The sequence below is a fragment of the Candidatus Regiella endosymbiont of Tuberolachnus salignus genome (assembly GCF_964020115.1).
Lineage (GTDB): Bacteria > Pseudomonadota > Gammaproteobacteria > Enterobacterales > Enterobacteriaceae > Regiella > Regiella insecticola.
Genome location: NZ_OZ026542.1, coordinates 1,037,474 through 1,060,325 on the forward strand (window position 1 = coordinate 1,037,474; position 22,852 = coordinate 1,060,325).

The 22,852-nt window shown below is 43.1% G+C and carries 20 protein-coding genes and 1 pseudogene; 9 read left to right on the forward strand and 12 right to left on the reverse strand.

Annotation, left to right across the window (positions count from 1 at the left end):
• Positions 1-81: 81 nt before the first annotated feature.
• Positions 82-1,251 (reverse strand): hypothetical protein, encoded by a 1,170-nt coding sequence (locus AACL30_RS05355; RefSeq protein WP_339057974.1) that lies wholly within the window; start codon positions 1,249-1,251, stop codon positions 82-84.
• Positions 1,252-1,338: 87 nt separating this feature from the next.
• Here AACL30_RS05355 and AACL30_RS05360 point away from each other — a divergent pair, with 87 nt between their 5' ends.
• The gene (locus AACL30_RS05360; protein WP_339057975.1) at positions 1,339-1,692 is read left to right on the forward strand and encodes a transposase; all 354 of its coding nucleotides are present in this window, start codon (positions 1,339-1,341) and stop codon (positions 1,690-1,692) included.
• A 34-nt stretch (positions 1,693-1,726) separates the two neighbouring features.
• Here the strand turns inward: AACL30_RS05360 and istB (AACL30_RS05365) are convergent, their stop codons facing one another.
• Positions 1,727-2,524 carry an IS21-like element helper ATPase IstB gene (gene istB / locus AACL30_RS05365; RefSeq protein ID WP_339058365.1) on the reverse strand — a complete coding sequence of 266 codons (798 nt, stop codon included), beginning with the start codon at positions 2,522-2,524 and terminating at the stop codon, positions 1,727-1,729.
• A complete protein-coding gene (istA, locus tag AACL30_RS05370; RefSeq protein WP_339056344.1) occupies positions 2,521-3,699 on the reverse strand; it encodes an IS21 family transposase in 1,179 nt (392 codons plus the stop codon). The genes istB (AACL30_RS05365) and istA (AACL30_RS05370) overlap by 4 nt, the downstream gene beginning before the upstream one ends.
• A gap of 154 nt (positions 3,700-3,853) precedes the next feature.
• Between istA (AACL30_RS05370) and AACL30_RS05375 the strand changes: the two are divergent.
• Positions 3,854-4,405, forward strand: a pseudogene (locus AACL30_RS05375) (IS5 family transposase); the annotation flags it as partial.
• 265 nt (positions 4,406-4,670) lie between these two features.
• Here AACL30_RS05375 and AACL30_RS05380 read toward each other — a convergent pair.
• From AACL30_RS05380 to AACL30_RS05390, 3 genes are read right to left on the reverse strand one after another with little or no spacing between them, the layout of a single operon-like run.
• Positions 4,671-7,043, reverse strand: coding sequence for a primase-helicase zinc-binding domain-containing protein (locus tag AACL30_RS05380; protein WP_339057976.1), 2,373 nt, complete (start codon positions 7,041-7,043; stop codon positions 4,671-4,673).
• Complete coding sequence (locus AACL30_RS05385; RefSeq protein ID WP_339057977.1) at positions 7,040-7,216, reverse strand: hypothetical protein; 177 nt, start codon at positions 7,214-7,216, stop codon at positions 7,040-7,042. The genes AACL30_RS05380 and AACL30_RS05385 overlap by 4 nt, the downstream gene beginning before the upstream one ends.
• On the reverse strand, positions 7,200-7,388 hold the full coding sequence (locus AACL30_RS05390; RefSeq protein WP_339056459.1) for a host cell division inhibitor Icd-like protein: 189 nt from the start codon (positions 7,386-7,388) through the stop codon (positions 7,200-7,202). Before AACL30_RS05390 ends, AACL30_RS05385 begins: the two co-directional genes overlap by 17 nt.
• A gap of 192 nt (positions 7,389-7,580) precedes the next feature.
• On the opposite strand from AACL30_RS05390, the gene AACL30_RS05395 reads away from it, so the two are divergent.
• A complete protein-coding gene (locus AACL30_RS05395) occupies positions 7,581-7,769 on the forward strand; it encodes a YlcI/YnfO family protein (RefSeq protein WP_339057978.1) in 189 nt (62 codons plus the stop codon).
• A gap of 6 nt (positions 7,770-7,775) precedes the next feature.
• Entirely contained in the window at positions 7,776-7,925 is a 150-nt protein-coding gene (locus AACL30_RS05400; protein ID WP_339057979.1) for a hypothetical protein, read from the forward strand.
• Between the two features lie 31 nt (positions 7,926-7,956).
• On the opposite strand, the gene AACL30_RS05405 is transcribed toward AACL30_RS05400, so the two are convergent.
• The 5 genes from AACL30_RS05405 to istA (AACL30_RS05425) form a co-directional block, all read right to left on the reverse strand.
• A complete protein-coding gene (locus AACL30_RS05405) occupies positions 7,957-8,154 on the reverse strand; it encodes an AlpA family transcriptional regulator (RefSeq protein ID WP_339057980.1) in 198 nt (65 codons plus the stop codon).
• A gap of 227 nt (positions 8,155-8,381) precedes the next feature.
• Positions 8,382-9,089 (reverse strand): hypothetical protein, encoded by a 708-nt coding sequence (locus AACL30_RS05410; RefSeq protein WP_339057981.1) that lies wholly within the window; start codon positions 9,087-9,089, stop codon positions 8,382-8,384.
• Positions 9,090-9,206: 117 nt separating this feature from the next.
• Positions 9,207-10,418, reverse strand: coding sequence for a tyrosine-type recombinase/integrase (locus AACL30_RS05415; protein WP_339057982.1), 1,212 nt, complete (start codon positions 10,416-10,418; stop codon positions 9,207-9,209).
• A gap of 55 nt (positions 10,419-10,473) precedes the next feature.
• Positions 10,474-11,271: an IS21-like element helper ATPase IstB gene (gene istB / locus AACL30_RS05420; RefSeq protein ID WP_339058365.1), complete on the reverse strand. Its 798-nt coding sequence runs from the start codon at positions 11,269-11,271 to the stop codon at positions 10,474-10,476.
• Positions 11,268-12,446 carry an IS21 family transposase gene (gene istA / locus AACL30_RS05425; protein ID WP_339056344.1) on the reverse strand — a complete coding sequence of 393 codons (1,179 nt, stop codon included), beginning with the start codon at positions 12,444-12,446 and terminating at the stop codon, positions 11,268-11,270. Before istA (AACL30_RS05425) ends, istB (AACL30_RS05420) begins: the two co-directional genes overlap by 4 nt.
• Here istA (AACL30_RS05425) and AACL30_RS05430 point away from each other — a divergent pair.
• Entirely contained in the window at positions 12,445-12,588 is a 144-nt protein-coding gene (locus AACL30_RS05430) for a hypothetical protein (protein WP_339057983.1), read from the forward strand. The genes istA (AACL30_RS05425) and AACL30_RS05430 overlap by 2 nt on opposite strands.
• On the opposite strand, the gene AACL30_RS05435 is transcribed toward AACL30_RS05430, so the two are convergent.
• Positions 12,538-17,667 (reverse strand): C80 family cysteine peptidase, encoded by a 5,130-nt coding sequence (locus AACL30_RS05435; protein ID WP_339057984.1) that lies wholly within the window; start codon positions 17,665-17,667, stop codon positions 12,538-12,540. The two genes, AACL30_RS05430 and AACL30_RS05435, sit on opposite strands and share 51 nt — an antisense overlap.
• 685 nt (positions 17,668-18,352) lie before the next feature.
• Here AACL30_RS05435 and AACL30_RS05440 point away from each other — a divergent pair.
• The 4 genes from AACL30_RS05440 to istB (AACL30_RS05455) all read left to right on the forward strand — a co-directional run bounded on the left by AACL30_RS05440 (position 18,353) and on the right by istB (AACL30_RS05455) (position 22,754).
• Positions 18,353-18,814: a hypothetical protein gene (locus AACL30_RS05440; protein ID WP_339057985.1), complete on the forward strand. Its 462-nt coding sequence runs from the start codon at positions 18,353-18,355 to the stop codon at positions 18,812-18,814.
• Positions 18,815-19,374: 560 nt separating this feature from the next.
• Positions 19,375-20,706: a putative mucin/carbohydrate-binding domain-containing protein gene (locus AACL30_RS05445; protein ID WP_339057986.1), complete on the forward strand. Its 1,332-nt coding sequence runs from the start codon at positions 19,375-19,377 to the stop codon at positions 20,704-20,706.
• Between the two features lie 75 nt (positions 20,707-20,781).
• On the forward strand, positions 20,782-21,960 hold the full coding sequence (gene istA, locus AACL30_RS05450) for an IS21 family transposase (protein WP_339056344.1): 1,179 nt from the start codon (positions 20,782-20,784) through the stop codon (positions 21,958-21,960).
• On the forward strand, positions 21,957-22,754 hold the full coding sequence (gene istB / locus AACL30_RS05455; protein ID WP_339058365.1) for an IS21-like element helper ATPase IstB: 798 nt from the start codon (positions 21,957-21,959) through the stop codon (positions 22,752-22,754). The genes istA (AACL30_RS05450) and istB (AACL30_RS05455) overlap by 4 nt, the downstream gene beginning before the upstream one ends.
• Positions 22,755-22,852: the final 98 nt, after the last annotated feature.

Consider the following 22,852-nt stretch of genomic DNA (forward strand, 5'->3'; position numbering starts at 1 on the left):
GCGACCCATCAGCGTCTAAAAGACGTCAATTGCTGTATGGATACCTTATTTTCAGAGCATATGATGTAATTATTATATCGCTCAGCTGTACTTTTTGACTGGTTTTACCTCAATGTCAAAATGTATGATACCTGTTCTCCAATCTCTAATCTTTTCAACTTTTGTAACTTCTAAATCAAGATCCTTCAATGTTCGCCATACTGATTTTCCATTAGGGGTTTTTGTAAATAAAGCATTTTCGAGTGCCTTTCCTGTTTTATCTTTTGTTTCTTCCAACGTAGTCTCGTTTATAATATGTTCCATTCTTATCGTATGTGGCATTGGAAAATCCTGGTAAGGAACCCCCTTGCTTTCTGCTAATAATTTTATCTGGAATAGCTTAATGTCATTTGAATGATAAGCGGGAGAATAGTCCTTTTTAAAGGCCTCAGCAAATATCCATTTTCCTGGTGAAAAGATAGCTATAAAATGCGAGCTGTCCTCGTGCTTAGAATAAGATTCTACTCGATTGCCTTCTATCTCATGGGTAAAATTTTCCCTAATGTATTCTTCTGTCTTTTTATCAAGTATTCGAAATTTGTTGATTTTTGGTAAATTTTGAACAGGTAATTGATTAACCGTCTTCAGTAAGGAGTGGGATTGAGTGGACTCATCTAATTGAATTTGTTCTTCTATTTTTCTAGAAGTAGAAATCAGCATAGAAGGCTGTAAAATGGGTTGTTTTATTAATGATGTGAAAGTTTTTGCGGATTCATTCTCTGTTTGTGTATTACTTTCTTTTTTCTCATGTACATCAATTCTATCTGGTATAGAAATTGACTCATAAGCTTCATCCAAAGTGAATTTTGATGCTAAATCAGTTTTTTGTAATAATGCAGCAAGCAAGTCACTACCTTTTACTTCATCACATGCAATTATAGTAAATAACCCATTACTTGAACTACCAGTTCTTATTTCTGCAACCATATCCCTACCAAGCTTTTCATTCAAGTAAGACACGTCTGGTATGTTAGCTGTCGCCGCTTTAGAAAACATTGACGAAGTAGTCGGTGTTGAATTAGAGGTTGGTACAAGACTGTTTTCCAATTCGTTGAGATTTTCAATCAGTGTTAAAAAATTAACTGAAATATTCTGGATACGTGAAATATTTTGAGCAAAGTTTAGAAATGCCGGGCAAGGCTCAAGACGCACAATTTGGTGAATCGATGAATCGATGAATCGATGTTTAGAAGAAGAGTTTGGTGTAATCATTATACATTCCTATCACTATGGAAGCCCTGAAAAACCGCTAAAAGTAGTCTATTCTGTCATTAATAATTTTTTTAGGTTAATAGTGAAATGAAAACGAAATCGACGAGACGAGGCGACTTTTTAGCGCAGATGAATAGGATAGTTCCCTGGGAAAAAATTCTGTCTAAACTCAGTATCAATTATCCTAAGCCAACAGCCAAAGGGGGAAGACCGGCAAAACCTTTAGAGGTGATGCTGCGGATTTATTTTTTACAAAATGGGTTTAATTACGCTGATTTATCGATGGAAGAAGCGTTATATGACATCCCCTTACTACGTCAATTTACCGGTGTCTCCGTCGATGCGATTCCCTCCGATCCCACCATTCTGCATTTTCGACACTGGCTGGAAAAACATCATTTAAGCGAATCATTGTTTGATGTCAACGCTACTTTAGATTGACCACTTTTTGCTACTTTAAAATGTCCAGTTTTTGCTAATTTTCCTGTTGGGTTTCTATTCCAGGCGCCTGGATAATATCAGTCGTTTTTATAGGCAACATGCCTGCTTTGCGTTTATTTTTGAGTCGATAGCTTTCTCCTTTAATATTCAATGTGGTTGAATGATGTAAAAGCCTGTCTAAAATCGCAGTTGCTAAAATGTGATCACCGAATACGTCCCCCCAATCAGTAAAACTTTTATTTGATGTGAGAATGATGCTCGCCTTTTCATAACGACGGCTCAATAACCTGAAAAATAGGCTAGCTTCTTCGCGATTCATCGGTAAATACCCGATTTCATCCAGTATTAATACCCTGGCATAGCACAGTTGCTGAAGTTGGCGTTCCAGACGGTTTTCTTGCTTTGCCTTCATTAAGGTACAGCAGAGTCTATCCAGAGGCATAAACAATACCCGATGCCCAGCTGTAGCTGCCTTGACAGCCAGCGCTATCGCCAAATGCGTTTTCCCTACCCCAGGTGGGCCTAACAAAATGACGTTTTCATGATGTTCGACAAACCTCAGCCCCGCCAGCTCGCGGATAATTTTCCTGTCTATACTTGGTTGGAAAGTAAAGTCAAATTGCTCCAAGGTTTTTATCCACGGCAAACGTGCTTGTTTTAACCGCGATTCCAAGCCTTTTTGGTGACGCCCGTTCCATTCCTGGGCTAATGCCTGCTGGAGAAATTCACGGTAGTTCAGTGCTTTCTTGGTGGCTTCTTCACATAAACTCTCCAACGCATCGCCCAGGTAATCCATTTTTAACCGTATCAACAAGTTTTCCATTTCCATCAGAGTAGCTCCTCATACACACTGAGCGAACGAGACGCTACTCGATTGACCTGTTGCCAAAGGGCTTGATGATGTTCTGGCACCTTTTGCCAGCCCTGCGTTACCTCCTGCAAGAGATGCGTCGCGAGCAGTTGCTCATCGCCGTAAATACGTAGCGTATTATCTAAACCGATACGAATATTAACCGCACGACCACACCAGAATGAAGGCACGCTATAGCGATTACCTCTGACATCGATATAGCTGTCCCATGCCACTTGTCGTAGGTCGAAGTAGCTGGTATCGAAATCAGTCGCAGGGAGTGGCATCAAGGCTATTTTTTCCTCAGCAAAACGATTTTCCGGTGTCTGCTTGAATTGACGAAGATGACGCTGGTCTGCCACTTTCGCCAGCCACATCGCTAGCAGTTGATTAACATGAGCGAAACTCTCAAACTGACGGTAGCGAGTGAAAAAATTGTGTTTAACATAGCCCACCATCCGTTCGGTTTTGCCTTTCGTTTGCGGTCGATAAGGCTTACAGGCGCGAGGGCTAAACCCATAGTGATTAGCCAGTTGCAGGAAGCCCGCATTGAACTCGATGTGGCCATTTTGTCCATGTTTGATAACAGCGGCTTTTTGGTTATCTACCAAGACATTTTTTACGCTGCCACCGAAGTAATTGAAGCTGCGAACCAGCGATTCATACGTGTGCTCAGCATCTTGCTTAGGGGCAGCAAAGACATGAAAGCGACGCGAAAAACCGAGCGTATTAACGGCAAAATTAACCGTACAGGCAGAGCCTGCCACCTCAACGATGATTTCTCCCCAATCGTGTTGAAGTTGATAACCGGGGAGGGTTTCAAAGCGTACCGTGTTTTTCGAGGCCCTGAGCGGACGTTTGGGATGTATATAACGTCGGAGCATCGCACTCCCACCCCGGTAGCCTTTTTCACGGATTTCCTCAAAAATAACCGCCGCATTCCAAACCTGTTCACTCAACCTTGAATCGATGTAGTCTTTAAAGGGCTCGAGTTTAGCAACCTGTTTTTTACCGCGTTTTGCTGTTGGCGGCGCAGGATAGCTAATGTGCCGTCTCACCGTTTTTTCTGAACACCCTATCTGATGGGCAATATCAACAATAAATGCCCCCTGTTGATGGCGTTGTTTTATCATGTAGTGGTCCTCTCTTCTTAGCATGCTTATTTCCCTCATGGCTTTGTCACCACAAAGGAAACTGCATTCTGGCTTGAGTGGACAAATTAAATTAGCAATTTACGGTCTTTTATCATTAGCGCTGACATTTGAAGAGGTCAATGCGCATTTAGCTTCGTGTGGGCTGTTTATCAAACGGGGTAGTATTGTTGATGCTACGATCATTCATGCACCCAGTTCAACTAAAAACCGGCAAAATGGCCGCGATCCTGAAATGAAAGCCACCCGTAAAGGCAATCAGTGTTTTGGTATGAAAGCGCATATTGGTGTGGATGCACAGACGGGTCTGGTGCATTCCCTGGTAGGAACCTCGGCGAATGTAGCCGAGGTAACGCAAGTTCATCACCTTCTTCACGGCCAAGAAGAGGTTGTCCATGGTGATGCCGGTTATAAAGGCGTGATGCGACGCAGTGAACATCAACATCGTGCGGTCATCTGGCACATCCCCCGACGGAGGGTATTGGCCTTGCCCGGGCAGGAGCAGCAGGTATGGGAGAAACATCGGCATCGGCAAAGTCTTATTGCGAAAATCCGGGCTAAGGTTGAACATCCCTTTCGGGTGTTAAAATGTCAGTTCAACTTTAGAAAAGTGCGCTACAAGGGCTTGGCAAAAAATACCGCGCAGTTATTCAGCTTATTTGCTTTGACCAATCTCTTTCTCGCTAGAAAAATCCTGCTCTGTAACCCCTGATTTTCCATTGATACTGAAAAAAAGTGTATCCGCCGTCTCTTATACCGTAAAAAAAGAGTGCATTGATTTTCTTTTTTATTACATGACTTTAAGAATTAACGCTATTAGCTCAAAATATAGCATTCATTTCGGTTTTTCAGGGCTTCCCTATAGCCGAAGCAGTTTAATTTGATTCAAGGCGAAGGAGCGCAGACAGTACAAATAGTACGGCAAGTGACTACAACACAGAATCAAATTAAAATGATTTGGCTATATCACCACCGGATTAGTGGTTTAAATCAGCGGTGCCTGTCGCTCGTGGTAGCCATTCATCCGCACTGTTTACATTCAAATTCAGGTTGCTACGGATCCCCTGTCTACTTTTCTTACGTAGATACTGTAAGCCAAATTCCGCTAAGGAGCCCGGCATATCACTGCCAAAACGTGTTACTGATACCGGTTTAGCCAGATTGTTACCTCTCATGTACGCAAGATAAGCGTGATACAGATATTTACGCGGGTTAAACGGGATAATCTCCGCATTGCCTACCAACATCCCATCCGCCTCAGCCGAGGCTAACAGATAGCCGCAAAAATCTACCAGCGAATCAGTACTCCGTTTGACATTAAGCGCTTCGGCTGATTTTTGCTGCTCCAGCAATAAGCATTTGGCTTCGGCAGACTCAACAAAACGGGTCAGCAGGTGGCGAATAATCACCGGTAATTCTCGGGCGATTTTATCGCGCAATAAGGTATCACGTTCATTTTCAGGGATGATTTCTGAGAAGTTAAAAATGACGCGCCGACGAGACACACCGCCACTCCGATCACTGAAACTCATGGCGTTGTTATTCACCGCCACTATCACCGCAGGGATACGTGTCGAATAAGGCTGTTTATTTTTGGGATCGACAGAAACTTCATCGCCACCGGTAATCGCCTTGATCCCTGAGCCTTCTCCTACATAGCGGATCTGGTCGGGCATGATGATCAGTGAGTAGCCGATGATTAACGCACGTTCGCGTGGGTTCTCCAGTGCTGTCATACTGGCTGATACCCTGTTATTTTTTCCTGCCAGCAGGGTACAAATTTCCGCCAGAAGGCTTTTACCGCTGCCGCCTGCGCCTGTGACCTCAAGAAATAATTGCCAGTCATAGCGGTTAGCCAGCACCATAAACAGCGCTGCGAGTACTCTGTCTGTTTTGCGATCATGGTTTGCTGTTGCTCTGCGTATCCACTGCCAAAAATGAGGCGTGTTATCGACCAGTGTTTCACCCGGTTCCGGCGAAGTGAAGTCGATTTCATTGACGATCAATAACCCATCTTCCTTATTATGTGGTCTGAACTGCTTTTTTTGCAGATCAAAGACGCCATTACAGAAGCCGATTAAGTGACGAGCCGGGCTTTTCATTAACGGCAGTTGAAGTTTTAGTGCATCAACGGCAGAACGGATGCCGATTGACGTATAAGGCACATCTGATCCGATAAAGATAGCCACCATTTCCCGCATTAAATCGCGATCACTGATGGCACGCCAGGCGATACCGTCGTAGTGGTGTACAGAATCAGACAAAGGCTCCAACGCCAAATCACTGTTATAGCGTGCTAACAAGACCTCGCCGCGTTGACTGGCACCCATCTGGCTCAGGGTCGGACGGGTAGGTTTATCGTGATTTATCGCATCAGCAGGTTGATACAGTGCTCCGTTGAAAGCCTGTATAGCGGCTTCTATGCCGTATTGCTGCCGGTAATCGTCCCAGTCGGCTTTATGCTGGGTAGGCGGTAAAGCCACCCACCCAGAAACCGCAATAGCGGCTTTTTCGGCGGCGATAGTACCAATATTCTGCTTAAGTTGGCCTTTTTCATCGCATTTGTTGGCTTGATGACAGTCGTTATCAGCGGCAATGATAATTTTTGCTTCTGACCAGCGTTCACGGCATATTTTTGCTACTTCGATTAAATTTCCCGCATCCAATGCCGCAATGGCGATGTCTGAAGCCAATAATGACACCGTAACCGCAGTCGCATAACCTTCGGTGATCAGCACTGTTTCAGCCTGTTCCGGCAGTTCGCCTACGGGAATAAATGCCCCTTTCTTGCGGGTGCCCGTCAGATAAGGTTTATCGCCATTCGGGTAAATACGCTGTGCACCCGTGATCTTGCCGTCTATTGTTTGCAGCGCAAGCAGTAAGACACCGTTCGGCAGGATAGGCAGATTGGGGCAGTGAAGCCCCTTATTCATCAGATAATGAGATTCACCCAATACCGTTTTTGCCATCAATGCCGCTACCTGCGCAGCAATGGGGTTGTCCGTTGAAGGCGCCTCTTTGGCGGGGGCGGGTTTCACCCTTTTTTCTGGCAAGGGCATCGCCAGCACATCAGCTACCAGCTTGGCCGCTTGACGGGCGTTACATTGGTTAACTTTCATCACCAAATCCAACCCGCTACCAGCACCACAATGAGAGCAGAAATAGGTGCCTCTGCCTTCCTTGTCGTCAAAACGATAACGGGTTTTTCCTCCACAGTTTGGGCACTGACCTTCCTGCCGATGGGTTGGGATCGCCAGTTGTTGCAAAATTGCCTCCCAATGACCATTAGCCTGTGTTCGTACCTCATCAATAAAATTATCGTTTAGCCTGTCGGCAGGCTTCGCTGTCATAATGCCCCCTCTGTCAGCATGCTATAAAGTGCCTCAGTTTTTTCCAGCAGAATAAACAGCAGTGTTTCCCTGGCATCCGCTTCCATGACAGAAACAGCGGCATGAGTCAGCGCTAAGCACTGAAAGGCTAAATCTTCAGCTGTGATCGAGGTTTTATCAATGCGTTTGGACATGGCATCCTCCTGTAACAGGAAGGCGACCGGCAAACAAAAGAATATAATCGGCAACGTAGCGCTGACGGGCTGATTTTTCATCAATTGCCGTAGCGTACAGCATGATAGGCTTAATTTTTTTCTGACTGCGGTTGATCGCCGCAAAGATATAGGTACACTTTGACGTAGCCATAGCGTTAGTCCTTCTAACGAGGTGGTTAGAAGCCTCGGATGTGTTCCACCACTCCGAGGCTTCGTTGTTTCTTGAGCATCAAATGCTTCAAGGTGGAACACACTATAACCATCATATGTGTTCCACTTCAACCTTTTTATTAAATTATTTTTTGTGTATTCTGTGTCCCACTGCTCAATGGAGAATTCAGTAATGGCAACAGGTAGCGTTAATGCTAAGTCACAAAAGATACATGCAAGAGTTTCACATGAAATTATCGCTAATGTTGAATTAGCTAAAAATGAAGGAGAAAGCACCTCACAATTTGTAGTAACTGCGCTACAAGGCGAGATCAAACGCCGCCAGAAAGAGAAAAGTAAACCAGATGAATCAAAAGGTTGATGCCCGATGGCTAAACGCTCTCCAGCCAAAATGACACATGATGAATTAATTGCAAAAATGCTCACTGATCCGGCAGTCTGTGCAAAACACGAGCTCCTTGCTGCTCGGCATAACGTGGAATTGATGCAAGCACCGCTGAAAATCAATTTTGTGTAGCTCATCTTGCTTTCAACAGCATATCTCCTCATCACGCCACCTCCCCACGTGATTCTATAATGCGTTGATTAATCCATTCATCCACTTCACTTTCGATAAAAACGATAGCGCGCGTGCCAATCTTTACCGGCACAGGAAAACGATGTTGACTGATAAGACGGTAAATCCATGCCTTACTGTAACCAGTACGGCGCTGGACTTCGGGTAAACGGATAAATAATTGCGGCATGTAGCCTCCTGTTTATGTTGAGATCACAGGAGACATAGTTAATGATCGAAGAAAAGGAAAATAGATGGAAAGGGTTGCTATGGGGGATAACCGTTTTCCCTTAAAAGGTGGCTAGGTTTTCCGGGTTGTAATAACGTATTGATGCGTAGATTATCATCATTTTTGCAAAGCTTGCCAAAAAAGGCAGGAACTCTTAATTTATATCTAATACATGGAGTTATATTCAGTTACTGCCTTTTTTTAGGCCGCCCTTTATTTCTCAGCGTAAAGGGTCTCAGTATTAAATCAACGGCTTGAGCAATGTTATTAGATGCTCCCTTTCTTTCCAGATACGTTACTATTTCTGATTTTGATGGCGCAGTATTGGGATCATTTTCATCATAGGTTAACCAAAATTGGTTGATAGCATCGTCGACAAACTCCAAACCTTCTGACCGGTGTGTGGTTTCAAGCAAAGCACGTGAGGGAGGAGCACTAAAATGATTAGGGTTGATAGTCTTTGTTTTTACAGATTGATAAGGAATGATGGGCTTCGGTTTGCTAACAAAATGTACCTTTTCCTGCGCTGTCCAACAGAAGAGAGAATCCCTTGTAATAATGGTTTTTATTTTACTGACTTCTTTGCTTCTGTCCGTCGGCTTCATTTCTTCGTATACCACAACACACTCGCCTCCCCATACTCCGTTTTCCCAAATCGTTTCTTCGCTGACACATTTAACGACAGATAAAACCCCTCGCCTTATCGCGCTCACCATACCGGATGCGAACCCCCAGGCATCTTTCCAGCGGGGATGAGGTAATTTCCGTGCTTCCTCAATGCCGCCCAAAAAATCGAGCGGATCGATCCCGGCTAATAATAAAGCGGCTTGCTCTATCGAAAACTCCTGTACCGTTTTCCAGTGTGTCAAATCGGGAATATCATCTAAAGTAGGCATACCTTGCCTCCACATCCTTGTGTCGTCCTTGAAAATTATGTTTGTTTTTCGGGGGGAAGCCTAAACATAACCTGTTTTTAATGCCTATTTTATCTAGCACCGTCTACTGACCCAGCCCTAAGCTGATTGGCTAAATCGACTTTGCATCACATTTTTAGTCCGTGCAAATTCATAGGGGGTAATGGCGCAGTCTCTATTCGCATCCAAATAATCTGCCCACCATTGCACCATTAAACGTCTTTCTTCTAGGTGCTCCGCTTTATGAATATAGGCAGCTCTGACATTATTTCTTTCTTGATGGCTCATCTGGCGTTCGACCGCATCCCTTGACCACAGTGCCGATTCAATGAGCGCCCCGCACGCCATCGCGCGAAAACCGTGGCCACAGACTTCTGTTTTTGTGTCATAACCCATTATCCTAAGGGCTTTATTGACCGTATTTTCACTCATAGGTTTATGTACATAATGATCACCAATAAAGATGAGTTCATGTTCACCACTGATCGCTTTTATTTGCTCTAAAACCGCAATGGCTTGTCGACTTAATGGGACGAGGTGAGGGGTGCGCATTTTCGCACCACGAGATGAATATTTGACGCCTTTAAGTGCTTCCCTCTCTGCCGGTATTGTCCACAGTGCACGTTCGAAATCCACTTCGTTGTACCGAGCAAACCTAAGTTCGCTGGAACGAATAAAAATCAGTAATGTCAATTTTACCGCTAACTGGGTAAGTAAACGCCCTTTATAGTTTTCTATTCGTTCGAATAATTCAGGAATACGTGCAAAATCTAACGCGGGGCGATGGACACATTTACCGGTAGCAATGGCACCGGCCATATCCTGAGCCGGATTGTAATCAATCATGCCACTCTGAACAGCGTAACGCATGATGGCGGTAGTGCGTTGTTGCAGGCGTGCCGCAACCTCTAATCGGCCTGAATGTTCGACTACTTTTATCGGTGTTAATAAATCGCGTGTTTTGAGATCAGCAATATTACGATGGCCTAGTGAAGGGAATAAATGATCTACCAAGGTTTTTAAGACTCTGGCGCTATGAGAAGCCGACCATTTTTTGTTACTTTCATGCCAGGCTCTGGCTACGGTTTCAAAACTATTCGCTGCACTTTGTTGCTCGACTTTGACTGCCTTTTTGTGTTCACTGGGATCTATGCCTGCCGCGACCAACTTTCTGGCCTGCTCGCGTTTATGTCTGGCATCAGAAAGTGTGATTTCAGGGTAAACGCCCAAAGCCAGCATCTTCTCTTTACCGCCAAAACGATAACGTAAGCGCCAATATTTTGAGCCATTAGGATGAATCAAAAGAAACATGTCAACGCTACTTTAGATTGACCACTTTTTGCTACTTTAAAATGTCCAGTTTTTGCTAATTTTCCTGTTGGGTTTCTATTCCAGGCGCCTGGATAATATCAGTCGTTTTTATAGGCAACATGCCTGCTTTGCGTTTATTTTTGAGTCGATAGCTTTCTCCTTTAATATTCAATGTGGTTGAATGATGTAAAAGCCTGTCTAAAATCGCAGTTGCTAAAATGTGATCACCGAATACGTCCCCCCAATCAGTAAAACTTTTATTTGATGTGAGAATGATGCTCGCCTTTTCATAACGACGGCTCAATAACCTGAAAAATAGGCTAGCTTCTTCGCGATTCATCGGTAAATACCCGATTTCATCCAGTATTAATACCCTGGCATAGCACAGTTGCTGAAGTTGGCGTTCCAGACGGTTTTCTTGCTTTGCCTTCATTAAGGTACAGCAGAGTCTATCCAGAGGCATAAACAATACCCGATGCCCAGCTGTAGCTGCCTTGACAGCCAGCGCTATCGCCAAATGCGTTTTCCCTACCCCAGGTGGGCCTAACAAAATGACGTTTTCATGATGTTCGACAAACCTCAGCCCCGCCAGCTCGCGGATAATTTTCCTGTCTATACTTGGTTGGAAAGTAAAGTCAAATTGCTCCAAGGTTTTTATCCACGGCAAACGTGCTTGTTTTAACCGCGATTCCAAGCCTTTTTGGTGACGCCCGTTCCATTCCTGGGCTAATGCCTGCTGGAGAAATTCACGGTAGTTCAGTGCTTTCTTGGTGGCTTCTTCACATAAACTCTCCAACGCATCGCCCAGGTAATCCATTTTTAACCGTATCAACAAGTTTTCCATTTCCATCAGAGTAGCTCCTCATACACACTGAGCGAACGAGACGCTACTCGATTGACCTGTTGCCAAAGGGCTTGATGATGTTCTGGCACCTTTTGCCAGCCCTGCGTTACCTCCTGCAAGAGATGCGTCGCGAGCAGTTGCTCATCGCCGTAAATACGTAGCGTATTATCTAAACCGATACGAATATTAACCGCACGACCACACCAGAATGAAGGCACGCTATAGCGATTACCTCTGACATCGATATAGCTGTCCCATGCCACTTGTCGTAGGTCGAAGTAGCTGGTATCGAAATCAGTCGCAGGGAGTGGCATCAAGGCTATTTTTTCCTCAGCAAAACGATTTTCCGGTGTCTGCTTGAATTGACGAAGATGACGCTGGTCTGCCACTTTCGCCAGCCACATCGCTAGCAGTTGATTAACATGAGCGAAACTCTCAAACTGACGGTAGCGAGTGAAAAAATTGTGTTTAACATAGCCCACCATCCGTTCGGTTTTGCCTTTCGTTTGCGGTCGATAAGGCTTACAGGCGCGAGGGCTAAACCCATAGTGATTAGCCAGTTGCAGGAAGCCCGCATTGAACTCGATGTGGCCATTTTGTCCATGTTTGATAACAGCGGCTTTTTGGTTATCTACCAAGACATTTTTTACGCTGCCACCGAAGTAATTGAAGCTGCGAACCAGCGATTCATACGTGTGCTCAGCATCTTGCTTAGGGGCAGCAAAGACATGAAAGCGACGCGAAAAACCGAGCGTATTAACGGCAAAATTAACCGTACAGGCAGAGCCTGCCACCTCAACGATGATTTCTCCCCAATCGTGTTGAAGTTGATAACCGGGGAGGGTTTCAAAGCGTACCGTGTTTTTCGAGGCCCTGAGCGGACGTTTGGGATGTATATAACGTCGGAGCATCGCACTCCCACCCCGGTAGCCTTTTTCACGGATTTCCTCAAAAATAACCGCCGCATTCCAAACCTGTTCACTCAACCTTGAATCGATGTAGTCTTTAAAGGGCTCGAGTTTAGCAACCTGTTTTTTACCGCGTTTTGCTGTTGGCGGCGCAGGATAGCTAATGTGCCGTCTCACCGTTTTTTCTGAACACCCTATCTGATGGGCAATATCAACAATAAATGCCCCCTGTTGATGGCGTTGTTTTATCATGTAGTGGTCCTCTCTTCTTAGCATGCTTATTTCCCTCATGGCTTTGTCACCACAAAGGAAACTGCATTCTGGCTTGAGTGGACAAATTAAATTAGCAATTTACGGTCTTTTATCATTAGCGCTGACACCCCTTAAGCCTGACATGCTTCCGTACGATTTTGAGTAACTTCAAGGCGTTTTGTGAAGACCTATACTCTTTTTGATCGCGTAATGGCTCAAAGGTCAATAAGCGGTTTTCGGTGAGTTCGATTCTTTTTCTTAACAAGAAGACAGCCTGCTGCGCAAACGGCTGGCTGGCATCCAGGTTCGATAGAAAATGATGTAAGTGTTCAGGCTGAAAACGGAGTTTTGCCAGCAGATTATTTTCCTGAAGGTGCTTAGGTAACAGGCTGATATCATTAACGGTCGCGCCCATATCAAGCAGCGTTTTCAGGTTCAGGGTGACGCCGGCAAGTGTAACAGGCAGTGAGTGCTGCTGCTTGGTAGCAAAATCACCCAGTGATTTTTGCCACAGCGTCAGTGAGGGGAGAAGGGTACTGGCTTGATGAGGATCCACCCGATAGATGTCAAACCGATAGCCCCCGGCGTCTTGCCTGATACCGTACTCTTGGGCGCGGGTCTGGCCGGAACTTTGCTTTGATTGTAAATAGTTATTCAGCAAAGTTTGTAACGTGGTACAACGGGTGGCAGGCGTTTTCGTGCTGAAATCGACAACGCCGACATAGGGATCATAAAGCGAACAGCGGTAGCGCGATCCCTGTTGTCGAATAGTCAACATCACGGAATGATACTGACCCTTTAACAGGTAATTGCCTGACACTGACGCCGTATTAAAAAAATGCTGTGTTTGTTTGAGGTTGAGCAGCGTAAAGATAGCTTTATTGTTGACCCTGATGGCGGGATCGGCTTTTAACTGCTCAAACTGGCGGTGTAGCCCGTCGGCTGCCTCCGCTTCACTGCCTGGCACCAGGCGACTGACTTTTTTTTCACGACTTTCCGTATACGCATTCAACCCATCAATAAAGGGGTCAGCATCACCGACTAGCGATGAATTTTTGGCATTAAGCCAAGCCAGACCCAATACCGTGGCATCCCGCTGTGTATTGACTCCCTGTCCTCTGGCACAGCACCCTGGTAACACTAAACGTGTTTTAACCTTTATTCGTGCCTCATTTTCCTCTGCACCTAGCTGATAAAAGTCGTAAGCGTTCTGTTGCTGGCGACGATGCCAATGTTGATGCTGTGCTAAAACATCCTCTCTTTGTAATGCTGTCGGGGCGTCATGCCGTTCAAGGTGGTGTAACAACTGCTCATTATTCTTATGCCATTCCTGCAAACGCGCTTCATCACGCAGCGTTAGCACCAATTTTTCAACATCCAGTTGCTTATCTGGTCTCTGGAAGGCGTCTTTGAGCACCACAGCAGTGGCACTATCCAGGGATGTCACAGGTTGACTTGTACTGAGTCGATCCAGCTGCTGTGCAATCCAGCGGAGCCTGACGGGAAGATCAGCCCTGATCTCTGCGGTTACGTTGCCATGTTGATCACGCTGGTACAGGATTTTTCCTCTCTGTGCCCTATCGACAATATAGCCTTCATCATCAAGAAGAAACTTGTGACCGGTCTCAGCGACGCCAAGATCTTCACTGTATGCTGTTACCGAAATATTAGAACGTTCCAGTAACTGAATGAATCGTTCTGCAAAATTATCTTGTTTATTTCGATCAACTAATGAACAAGCTGCCAGAACAATACGGGTAGGTCTAATATCCTGTTGAGTCAAAAAGTGGTTTATATTATTGGCTAACAGAGCCGGATTTTGACCCGCCAGGGTCATATTATTGGAAGATGTTCTACCACCTCGTCCGTGCCCTACCATTTGCATCCGTACGTTTTTTTTATTCCTTAATTGTTCCAGATTGCCGTAAATCAAACGATTGTTACCCTCCGAATCTAGCTGAAACAACAAAGAATGAGGATGCTTGGCCGCTAAATCTACTGCGGCTTTGGCCACAATAGGATTGTCTTCCAGTTGGATAATGATTTGTACATCATACTGACTCGCACCCCCGTCTGTACGAGGAACCATTTTTGGCGGTGGCTGCCAGGTATTCAGCTGACCATTTTTTGCCGGCGCTAAATCACTCTCCTGAAGAGCATCAGCTTGTTGATGAGTACCACCATCCATTGGTAGATATCTTGCAAATCCTACTTCAAATTTATGTGTAGGGAGCATATTTTGTACCGATCTCAGCATGTTCGTTGCGTGAAGATCTGCCGGGGGCTTATAGTGTCCACTACCATTTGTCCATTTTTTTAACTTGCCGTGCTCAAAAATTAACTCTCCTGCATAATAAACAGCCAAAGGATTGTATTCAGTCTCTCCTTCAAGTTGCGTCAATGAGGTATGACCTGCAACGCTTTCCCCTATTTTAGCCACCCGAATGACTTCTGGCTCATCAATACGATTAACGAAAAAATATTTGCCATTGGGTATTTGTTCGCTGCCAGAAATGGATTCACCATTAGCCGTGATATTCACGATAAGGTAGCCATTATCAATTGGCATCATCAGTTTAAAAACCTGTTTTAATGGAGCAGGTTGTTGTTCCAATTCCCGGTGGGAATGTAAGGCTTGCATTCCCGGTATCGGGGGGGACAGAAGGGGTTTTGGCGGGATAGGCGGAGCATTATCACCTAATCTATTCAGACGAATGGGATCGCTTGAAGATGCTGACGATTGTTCACTCGGCGTAGCGGATGTCTCCAATGTTGGTTTTGTTTTTTTGGCTAATCTTTCGTCCGATTGAATATCGATACGAGAGCGTTTTCTTACTTCCGGTGGTACTTCGAGTGGATCCAGGTGCAGTACAACATGCTGATCTAAACGAGGCTTCATTTGCGCTTGAATAACACATTCACTATCAGCATTTATTTCAATCGTATTCACAGTAACACGACTTAATTTATCTTCTGGTAGTCCATTTTTAACCAGCTCTTGTATTTTTGCCTCTTCTATCCTTAAAAAATTTAACCTTATTTCTTCTTCCCCTATACTTCCCTCCAATACCTCTTTTAGCTCAGCAATAGAGACACATTCATCAGGGGAACTAAAATAATCGTCGACAATAAATACGGTACTACCCTCTTTTTCTGTACGTGAGATTATAACCCGTTGATGTGGTTTTTTTTCTTGCCATTTTTTAATAGCCAATTTCTCACTGTCATCAATACGATCATCATAAAATAATGCTTCATAGAACACATTGCTTATGTTGTTTTTTATTTCTGCTGCCAAATATAGTCTGTTGATTATTTTTCTACTTTTTTCAGTAGAAAGCTGTCCTACAAACTCACTATATTTATCATTTAACCTGGAAAAAAATCTTTCCTTTTCTTCTGGTGAGAGAGAGACATATTCTTCTTTTCGCGTACCATCACTATTTTCGATAATAATCTTGAAATAAACATTAATCCTTTCTCCAACCTGATTAAAATGAAACACGCTTTCTGATAGCTCGGGTAAAATCATTTTTTTATTAGGATCAAGCTCAACATGCCTGCGCTTTTGCTCATAAAGTAAATTAATATAAGTAGATAATGACAACCTGATATCATGTTTTTTATAAAACATGATTAACAGCTGTGGTTTATCTTGCCGGCTACCCGGTTTGATGGCACGCAGGAATTCTTTTCTAAATTCACTGTTATTATTAAATTTTTGTTTAAATTCCTTAATAACTTTAATTTCTTCCTCCTCCGTTAATATCATCTCGTGTCGAGTATCTTCACCTTCAAGTTGGTATAAAATAGAAATCTGTTTTGCGGAATTAATGTTTAATTTGACTTCTTTGATACCTTTCTCTTTTATTTCTTCTATTCCATTTATGAGTGATTCTAATGATCCAAATCTTTCAGCATCTAATCGATTAAATTCTTTTTGAAAAGCGATAAACTCCTCTTCATCTTTTAAAATGTTTATCATCAATATTTTTTCTTGAAAATGACGAATTTCATTCGGCGTTACTGCTTGAAAAGAACTATCTTGTATAAATATTTTTCTTTCTGTTCTTATCGCAACCTGAACAAGATAAGTTATATAATCCCTTAATTGGTATTTTTTTAAACCTAACAGAATTTCTCCATCGCCTATAAATTCAAATACAGATTTTTTGCTACCAGTCGACTTAATCTCTGCTTTTAATTCTTGTAATTGAAGTTTTAATCCGCTAATTTCTAAAGGTAAGTTGTCTAAATCTGTATTTTCAATCAATTGAAAAAAGATATTTTTCATTTTTTTGTTAAATCGTTTTTCTCTCTTATCTGGTTGCAAAATATTTTCAAACAATGTCGTAAAGGATATACCTTCCGGTTGCTCTAATTGATTCCTTAATTGCAACCATTTTATTTCATCTGTAGAGAATTTATCATTATATTCTGTTACATTTTTTAGCGTTACCACGCCCTCTGTATTTCTTTCATATTTAAAGTTGACCTTTGAGGTAAATCCATCAGCCAGAGCTTCTTCTTTATTCAGTGCGCTAGTGATTACATGACCATAAAAAAAGCCCTCTATTAGGATCAAAGTTTTAAGATTTAAGTGACTACTGGCCTGTATATGTAAACTTGCTTTTCCTTCAACCTGAATCCCTCTTTTTGCCAGATCTTGTAAAGGTCGCATCAGGTTCGCTAAAAAACTATTATCATCCGTTGGGCGTTCCCCTGGCCAAACCAGTTCGCATCCTAATAATACCAGCCTGACTTGCTGCAAATTGCCCGTTTCACTGATTTTCTGGATAAAGGGTTGTAGCCGCCGCTCCACCTCTTCTGCACCCAAATTTGCTATTACCTTTTTATAACCTGTTCCGTCTTTTTTTTGTACTTGACCACCATGCCCATGTAAAAGAATTCGTTTTTTCTTGCCCATTTTAGATAATAAAATTTCTTTTTCTGATAAGTCCGTTATTTCTTCAAGTTCCCCCGGGGGATTATTATTCTTCCATTGCCAAAATCGTGCATTATTAATACTGCCATCCCCTGTTGTTTGAATCAGGATGCTGTTATGAGGATGCCGGGCAAATTTTCTTTCTGCCGACTTTCTTATTACCATATCGTCTTCAAGTTGGAAGACATAATTTTGATCATGATGATGGTCATGGTGTTGTCGATATTCTCTATTATCCTGAATTAATTCTCTTATTTTATTTGAATCGGGTTGTTGCCAAGATTGTATTTCATCACTCATCATTATATTTACTTCCCTGTAGATAATAAAAATATATTTAAAAACTGGCGTTTTATTTTGAACCATTGTAAATAATATTCAGTTTCTAATCAGTTTTTAATCAGCTTTTAATCAGTTTTTAAATAACTTTTCAGTTTTTACCGAAGATTTAGGCGGTGAATTCCACCGTATCAGCCTGTGGAGAGATGAGCGCTGGCTTGAGTCGTAAGACTAAGAGCCTATTGATATTTTTACTGGAGGGTAGCCATTGCGTTAGCGATGCTTGAGCTAACGACACCATTGCCTAGCTTGATATACTGAGCAACCATCTCTATTGTTTCAATGTTCTTATTAAATTCACCCAGTGATATCGGTTGCTTTAAGGATGCAGGCTTATCGTTAACGATCAATTGGATACCGATTCCCTTAGCAACCCCATCTTTACCTGCGTTTTCTAAATTTATAATCCCCTCGTTTATATTTATAGGATAAGCCGAGAAATGAGTATCTACTGAAAGAAGCGATTGTTGGCTGGTCTTAAATTCCGTTGAACATAAATGGAACTCAGCTAAAAGAAAAAAAACAGTTGTGACATCAATACTTTATTTACAGAACAGATGTAATCATTATTATACTTCGTGGCTATGTTAATCCAGTGGTAAATTATTATACAAATTAAGAACCAATTACTCATATGGAACCCATTATGAAATTAAAAAAAATGTCTTACCTTGCCATCGTACTTTTCGCTCTCACCAATACTGCATTTGCAACGACGTCTGAGGAACTTGCTCAACAACGTCAACAAGTCGTTAAAAAATACGTTAATGATTTGGGAGCAGCAAAGTATCAGGAAATCAATAGTCTTTTTACTAAAGAGTCTGTCGTCTTCTCAACAAGTAAAGGTAAGTTCAACGCTCAAGAATTCTTTGAGGGTTTTTTACCAAAGGTTCGTTCTGCTAGTACTGAACTTAAGCAATATTTCATTAACACAGAGGATCCTGATCGTGTTGCCGCCAGATTTTATTTAGCCCTTACCTTGAAAGACGGTGATGGTAAAAAACATGAAGGTGACTATATGGATGAATTTGTATTTGAGAAAAATTCGGATAAATTATTAGCAGTTTATATGTTTGAAAATCTTAAAACAGATAATCAGCTCAAATGATAAAAAGGTAGTCCTTATAAAATTTTTAATATTGATATGTTTATTCTGACTGTTATTCGAGCCATTGTACGTTAATATTGCCGTTGTTTGCCTAATAAAATTCTTTTTTATTAGGCAACACAAATATACCCTTCGCCTTTGAAGTTGCCTTCGGCTGCCAGAGTGTGAGACCGATGAGCGTAGACATACCATGAGGGCAAGGACTCGCAGCCAACAACGCGGCGGCTTCAAAGGCGAAGAGTATATAAGGTTTATTCTCTAAATCATTACCACTAATCAACCAGGCTTAAATTAGCTACATTAAAATCATCACTCTCTTCGTAACATACAAATTAAAAACTGAATTAAATTTTTTTTGGAGAGAGGCTAAATTGATTATAAAAACCCACAATAATATATTGATATAAAATAATATTTATTAATAAATATTATTTAAATTATATGGTACCTGCTATAGGTAAATCTTCTGTAAATTTGGCAAGGTCTGTGAAATATGTGCCGTCACGTAATAAAAATAGGTCACATAGCAGGAGCTGTGTCATAAAAGGAGTGTCATCATCATGGATAGAATTCATTCAATGAATAACAGGATATACGATGTAGGTTTAACAACGTCTACAGAGCAAAAACAGGCAATACCGCAGTCTGTTGTTGATGAAGAGCTAGCAACACAACTCATACATTACCTGATAGAAGCACAAATCATCTCTGGATTACAGCCAGATAAACCAGTGGATAAAGAAAAAGAACTGACCTTTCGCTATCTCACACCCCGTTATCATGATGTTGTCATACGGCAAAACAAAAAGCCGTCGGTATCGGGTTTGACCACCTTTACCGCACTACAACGAGAGATAACCCAGTCTGTTCTTGATGAAATTGCAGAGAAAACCGGTCTGGAGTTCCGCCTGGCTGAGGGTGATGAAACCACTGATCTGGTCTTTGGTAATTTTCATTCTCCAAAAGATAGCCTTGTCGGTTTTGTTAATTTCAATGCTCCAACGAGTAGCCTTGTTGATTCCACCACCACTGTCCCTTCTAAACGCGACGAAATCTGGGTGAATACCAAGCTGAAGGCACGCCGAAATCCAGAGCGTTTTAAAGCTACTCTTGTTCATGAAATCGGGCATGCGCTTGGGCTGGATCACAGCTTTAACTTGGAAGAGCCTGGCACGATAATGTCGTATAGCTGGCGTTCGACGGGATTACAGGTTGCTGATTTTTTTGCTTTATGGACCCTGCATGGGCGTGACAGTCATCCGCAATCAGAGGAACGAATAAAAGCAGGGGAACAGGCCAGAGCGCAGATGTGGCTAAGGATAAAAAAAGACATGCAGCCAAAAAACTACTGGAAAAAATTCCTCCTGCGTGCGGGTGATCGCTGGTGTGCTTTCGTTTCTGTTGATAAAACACACAGTATGCTACGTGTTGACGTATTCAAAAAAGGAGCACAGGCAGATGGTTATTTCAGGGATAAAACCTATGCGGAGATCAGGATCAGAAATCATACAGGCAAGGTTATTTTTGAAAAAGAAATAAAAGGCACAGGTATGCCGTCTTCACGTGAAGAAATCCCATTTACTGAGGGCTATCAACTGGAAATTTATCATGCTGAGGCAGAAACTAGTCTATTTTCAAACCCGAACATTCAGGGTGAGCCAGTGCCCGATGCCAAAACAAACCGTTTCATCATGACAAAAACCGGGCTGAAAAGGCTAATACCGGCTCATCAGATGACCCTGCTGGACAGAAATAATTATGCATTTGCTTCTCTTTCTGTGGATAGCGTCGCCGGACAGCTGGAGATTGATATCAGTAGACCCCCGGCTGATGAGGATGCTCAGGACTCCGTTTACGCAAGCATTGTCAGCGCTAATGATAAAAGACCGTAAATTGCTAATTTAATTTGTCCACTCAAGCCAGAATGCAGTTTCCTTTGTGGTGACAAAGCCATGAGGGAAATAAGCATGCTAAGAAGAGAGGACCACTACATGATAAAACAACGCCATCAACAGGGGGCATTTATTGTTGATATTGCCCATCAGATAGGGTGTTCAGAAAAAACGGTGAGACGGCACATTAGCTATCCTGCGCCGCCAACAGCAAAACGCGGTAAAAAACAGGTTGCTAAACTCGAGCCCTTTAAAGACTACATCGATTCAAGGTTGAGTGAACAGGTTTGGAATGCGGCGGTTATTTTTGAGGAAATCCGTGAAAAAGGCTACCGGGGTGGGAGTGCGATGCTCCGACGTTATATACATCCCAAACGTCCGCTCAGGGCCTCGAAAAACACGGTACGCTTTGAAACCCTCCCCGGTTATCAACTTCAACACGATTGGGGAGAAATCATCGTTGAGGTGGCAGGCTCTGCCTGTACGGTTAATTTTGCCGTTAATACGCTCGGTTTTTCGCGTCGCTTTCATGTCTTTGCTGCCCCTAAGCAAGATGCTGAGCACACGTATGAATCGCTGGTTCGCAGCTTCAATTACTTCGGTGGCAGCGTAAAAAATGTCTTGGTAGATAACCAAAAAGCCGCTGTTATCAAACATGGACAAAATGGCCACATCGAGTTCAATGCGGGCTTCCTGCAACTGGCTAATCACTATGGGTTTAGCCCTCGCGCCTGTAAGCCTTATCGACCGCAAACGAAAGGCAAAACCGAACGGATGGTGGGCTATGTTAAACACAATTTTTTCACTCGCTACCGTCAGTTTGAGAGTTTCGCTCATGTTAATCAACTGCTAGCGATGTGGCTGGCGAAAGTGGCAGACCAGCGTCATCTTCGTCAATTCAAGCAGACACCGGAAAATCGTTTTGCTGAGGAAAAAATAGCCTTGATGCCACTCCCTGCGACTGATTTCGATACCAGCTACTTCGACCTACGACAAGTGGCATGGGACAGCTATATCGATGTCAGAGGTAATCGCTATAGCGTGCCTTCATTCTGGTGTGGTCGTGCGGTTAATATTCGTATCGGTTTAGATAATACGCTACGTATTTACGGCGATGAGCAACTGCTCGCGACGCATCTCTTGCAGGAGGTAACGCAGGGCTGGCAAAAGGTGCCAGAACATCATCAAGCCCTTTGGCAACAGGTCAATCGAGTAGCGTCTCGTTCGCTCAGTGTGTATGAGGAGCTACTCTGATGGAAATGGAAAACTTGTTGATACGGTTAAAAATGGATTACCTGGGCGATGCGTTGGAGAGTTTATGTGAAGAAGCCACCAAGAAAGCACTGAACTACCGTGAATTTCTCCAGCAGGCATTAGCCCAGGAATGGAACGGGCGTCACCAAAAAGGCTTGGAATCGCGGTTAAAACAAGCACGTTTGCCGTGGATAAAAACCTTGGAGCAATTTGACTTTACTTTCCAACCAAGTATAGACAGGAAAATTATCCGCGAGCTGGCGGGGCTGAGGTTTGTCGAACATCATGAAAACGTCATTTTGTTAGGCCCACCTGGGGTAGGGAAAACGCATTTGGCGATAGCGCTGGCTGTCAAGGCAGCTACAGCTGGGCATCGGGTATTGTTTATGCCTCTGGATAGACTCTGCTGTACCTTAATGAAGGCAAAGCAAGAAAACCGTCTGGAACGCCAACTTCAGCAACTGTGCTATGCCAGGGTATTAATACTGGATGAAATCGGGTATTTACCGATGAATCGCGAAGAAGCTAGCCTATTTTTCAGGTTATTGAGCCGTCGTTATGAAAAGGCGAGCATCATTCTCACATCAAATAAAAGTTTTACTGATTGGGGGGACGTATTCGGTGATCACATTTTAGCAACTGCGATTTTAGACAGGCTTTTACATCATTCAACCACATTGAATATTAAAGGAGAAAGCTACCGACTCAAAAATAAACGCAAAGCAGGCATGTTGCCTATAAAAACGACTGATATTATCCAGGCGCCTGGAATAGAAACCCAACAGGAAAATTAGCAAAAACTGGACATTTTAAAGTAGCAAAAAGTGGTCAATCTAAAGTAGCGTTGACAGTAGGTTCGAGCCAGCATCGTATTACTATCACCAGAGGAAAA

Bases quoted from the DNA above. Each gene is read 5' to 3' on its own strand.
- AACL30_RS05435 (WP_339057984.1), bottom strand. From the start codon at position 17,667: ATGAGTGATGAAATACAATCTTGGCAACAACCCGATTCAAATAAAATA.
- AACL30_RS05390 (WP_339056459.1), bottom strand. From the start codon at position 7,388: ATGGCTACGTCAAAGTGTACCTATATCTTTGCGGCGATCAACCGCAGT.
- AACL30_RS05395 (WP_339057978.1), top strand. From the start codon at position 7,581: ATGGCAACAGGTAGCGTTAATGCTAAGTCACAAAAGATACATGCAAGA.
- AACL30_RS05410 (WP_339057981.1), bottom strand. From the start codon at position 9,089: ATGCCTACTTTAGATGATATTCCCGATTTGACACACTGGAAAACGGTA.
- AACL30_RS05360 (WP_339057975.1), top strand. From the start codon at position 1,339: ATGAAAACGAAATCGACGAGACGAGGCGACTTTTTAGCGCAGATGAAT.
- AACL30_RS05405 (WP_339057980.1), bottom strand. From the start codon at position 8,154: ATGCCGCAATTATTTATCCGTTTACCCGAAGTCCAGCGCCGTACTGGT.
- AACL30_RS05385 (WP_339057977.1), bottom strand. From the start codon at position 7,216: ATGTCCAAACGCATTGATAAAACCTCGATCACAGCTGAAGATTTAGCC.
- AACL30_RS05415 (WP_339057982.1), bottom strand. From the start codon at position 10,418: ATGTTTCTTTTGATTCATCCTAATGGCTCAAAATATTGGCGCTTACGT.
- AACL30_RS05355 (WP_339057974.1), bottom strand. From the start codon at position 1,251: ATGATTACACCAAACTCTTCTTCTAAACATCGATTCATCGATTCATCG.
- AACL30_RS05440 (WP_339057985.1), top strand. From the start codon at position 18,353: ATGAAATTAAAAAAAATGTCTTACCTTGCCATCGTACTTTTCGCTCTC.
- AACL30_RS05445 (WP_339057986.1), top strand. From the start codon at position 19,375: ATGGATAGAATTCATTCAATGAATAACAGGATATACGATGTAGGTTTA.
- AACL30_RS05400 (WP_339057979.1), top strand. From the start codon at position 7,776: ATGGCTAAACGCTCTCCAGCCAAAATGACACATGATGAATTAATTGCA.
- AACL30_RS05380 (WP_339057976.1), bottom strand. From the start codon at position 7,043: ATGACAGCGAAGCCTGCCGACAGGCTAAACGATAATTTTATTGATGAG.
- istA (WP_339056344.1), bottom strand. From the start codon at position 12,446: ATGCTAAGAAGAGAGGACCACTACATGATAAAACAACGCCATCAACAG.
- AACL30_RS05430 (WP_339057983.1), top strand. From the start codon at position 12,445: ATGCTTATTTCCCTCATGGCTTTGTCACCACAAAGGAAACTGCATTCT.
- istA (WP_339056344.1), top strand. From the start codon at position 20,782: ATGCTAAGAAGAGAGGACCACTACATGATAAAACAACGCCATCAACAG.
- istA (WP_339056344.1), bottom strand. From the start codon at position 3,699: ATGCTAAGAAGAGAGGACCACTACATGATAAAACAACGCCATCAACAG.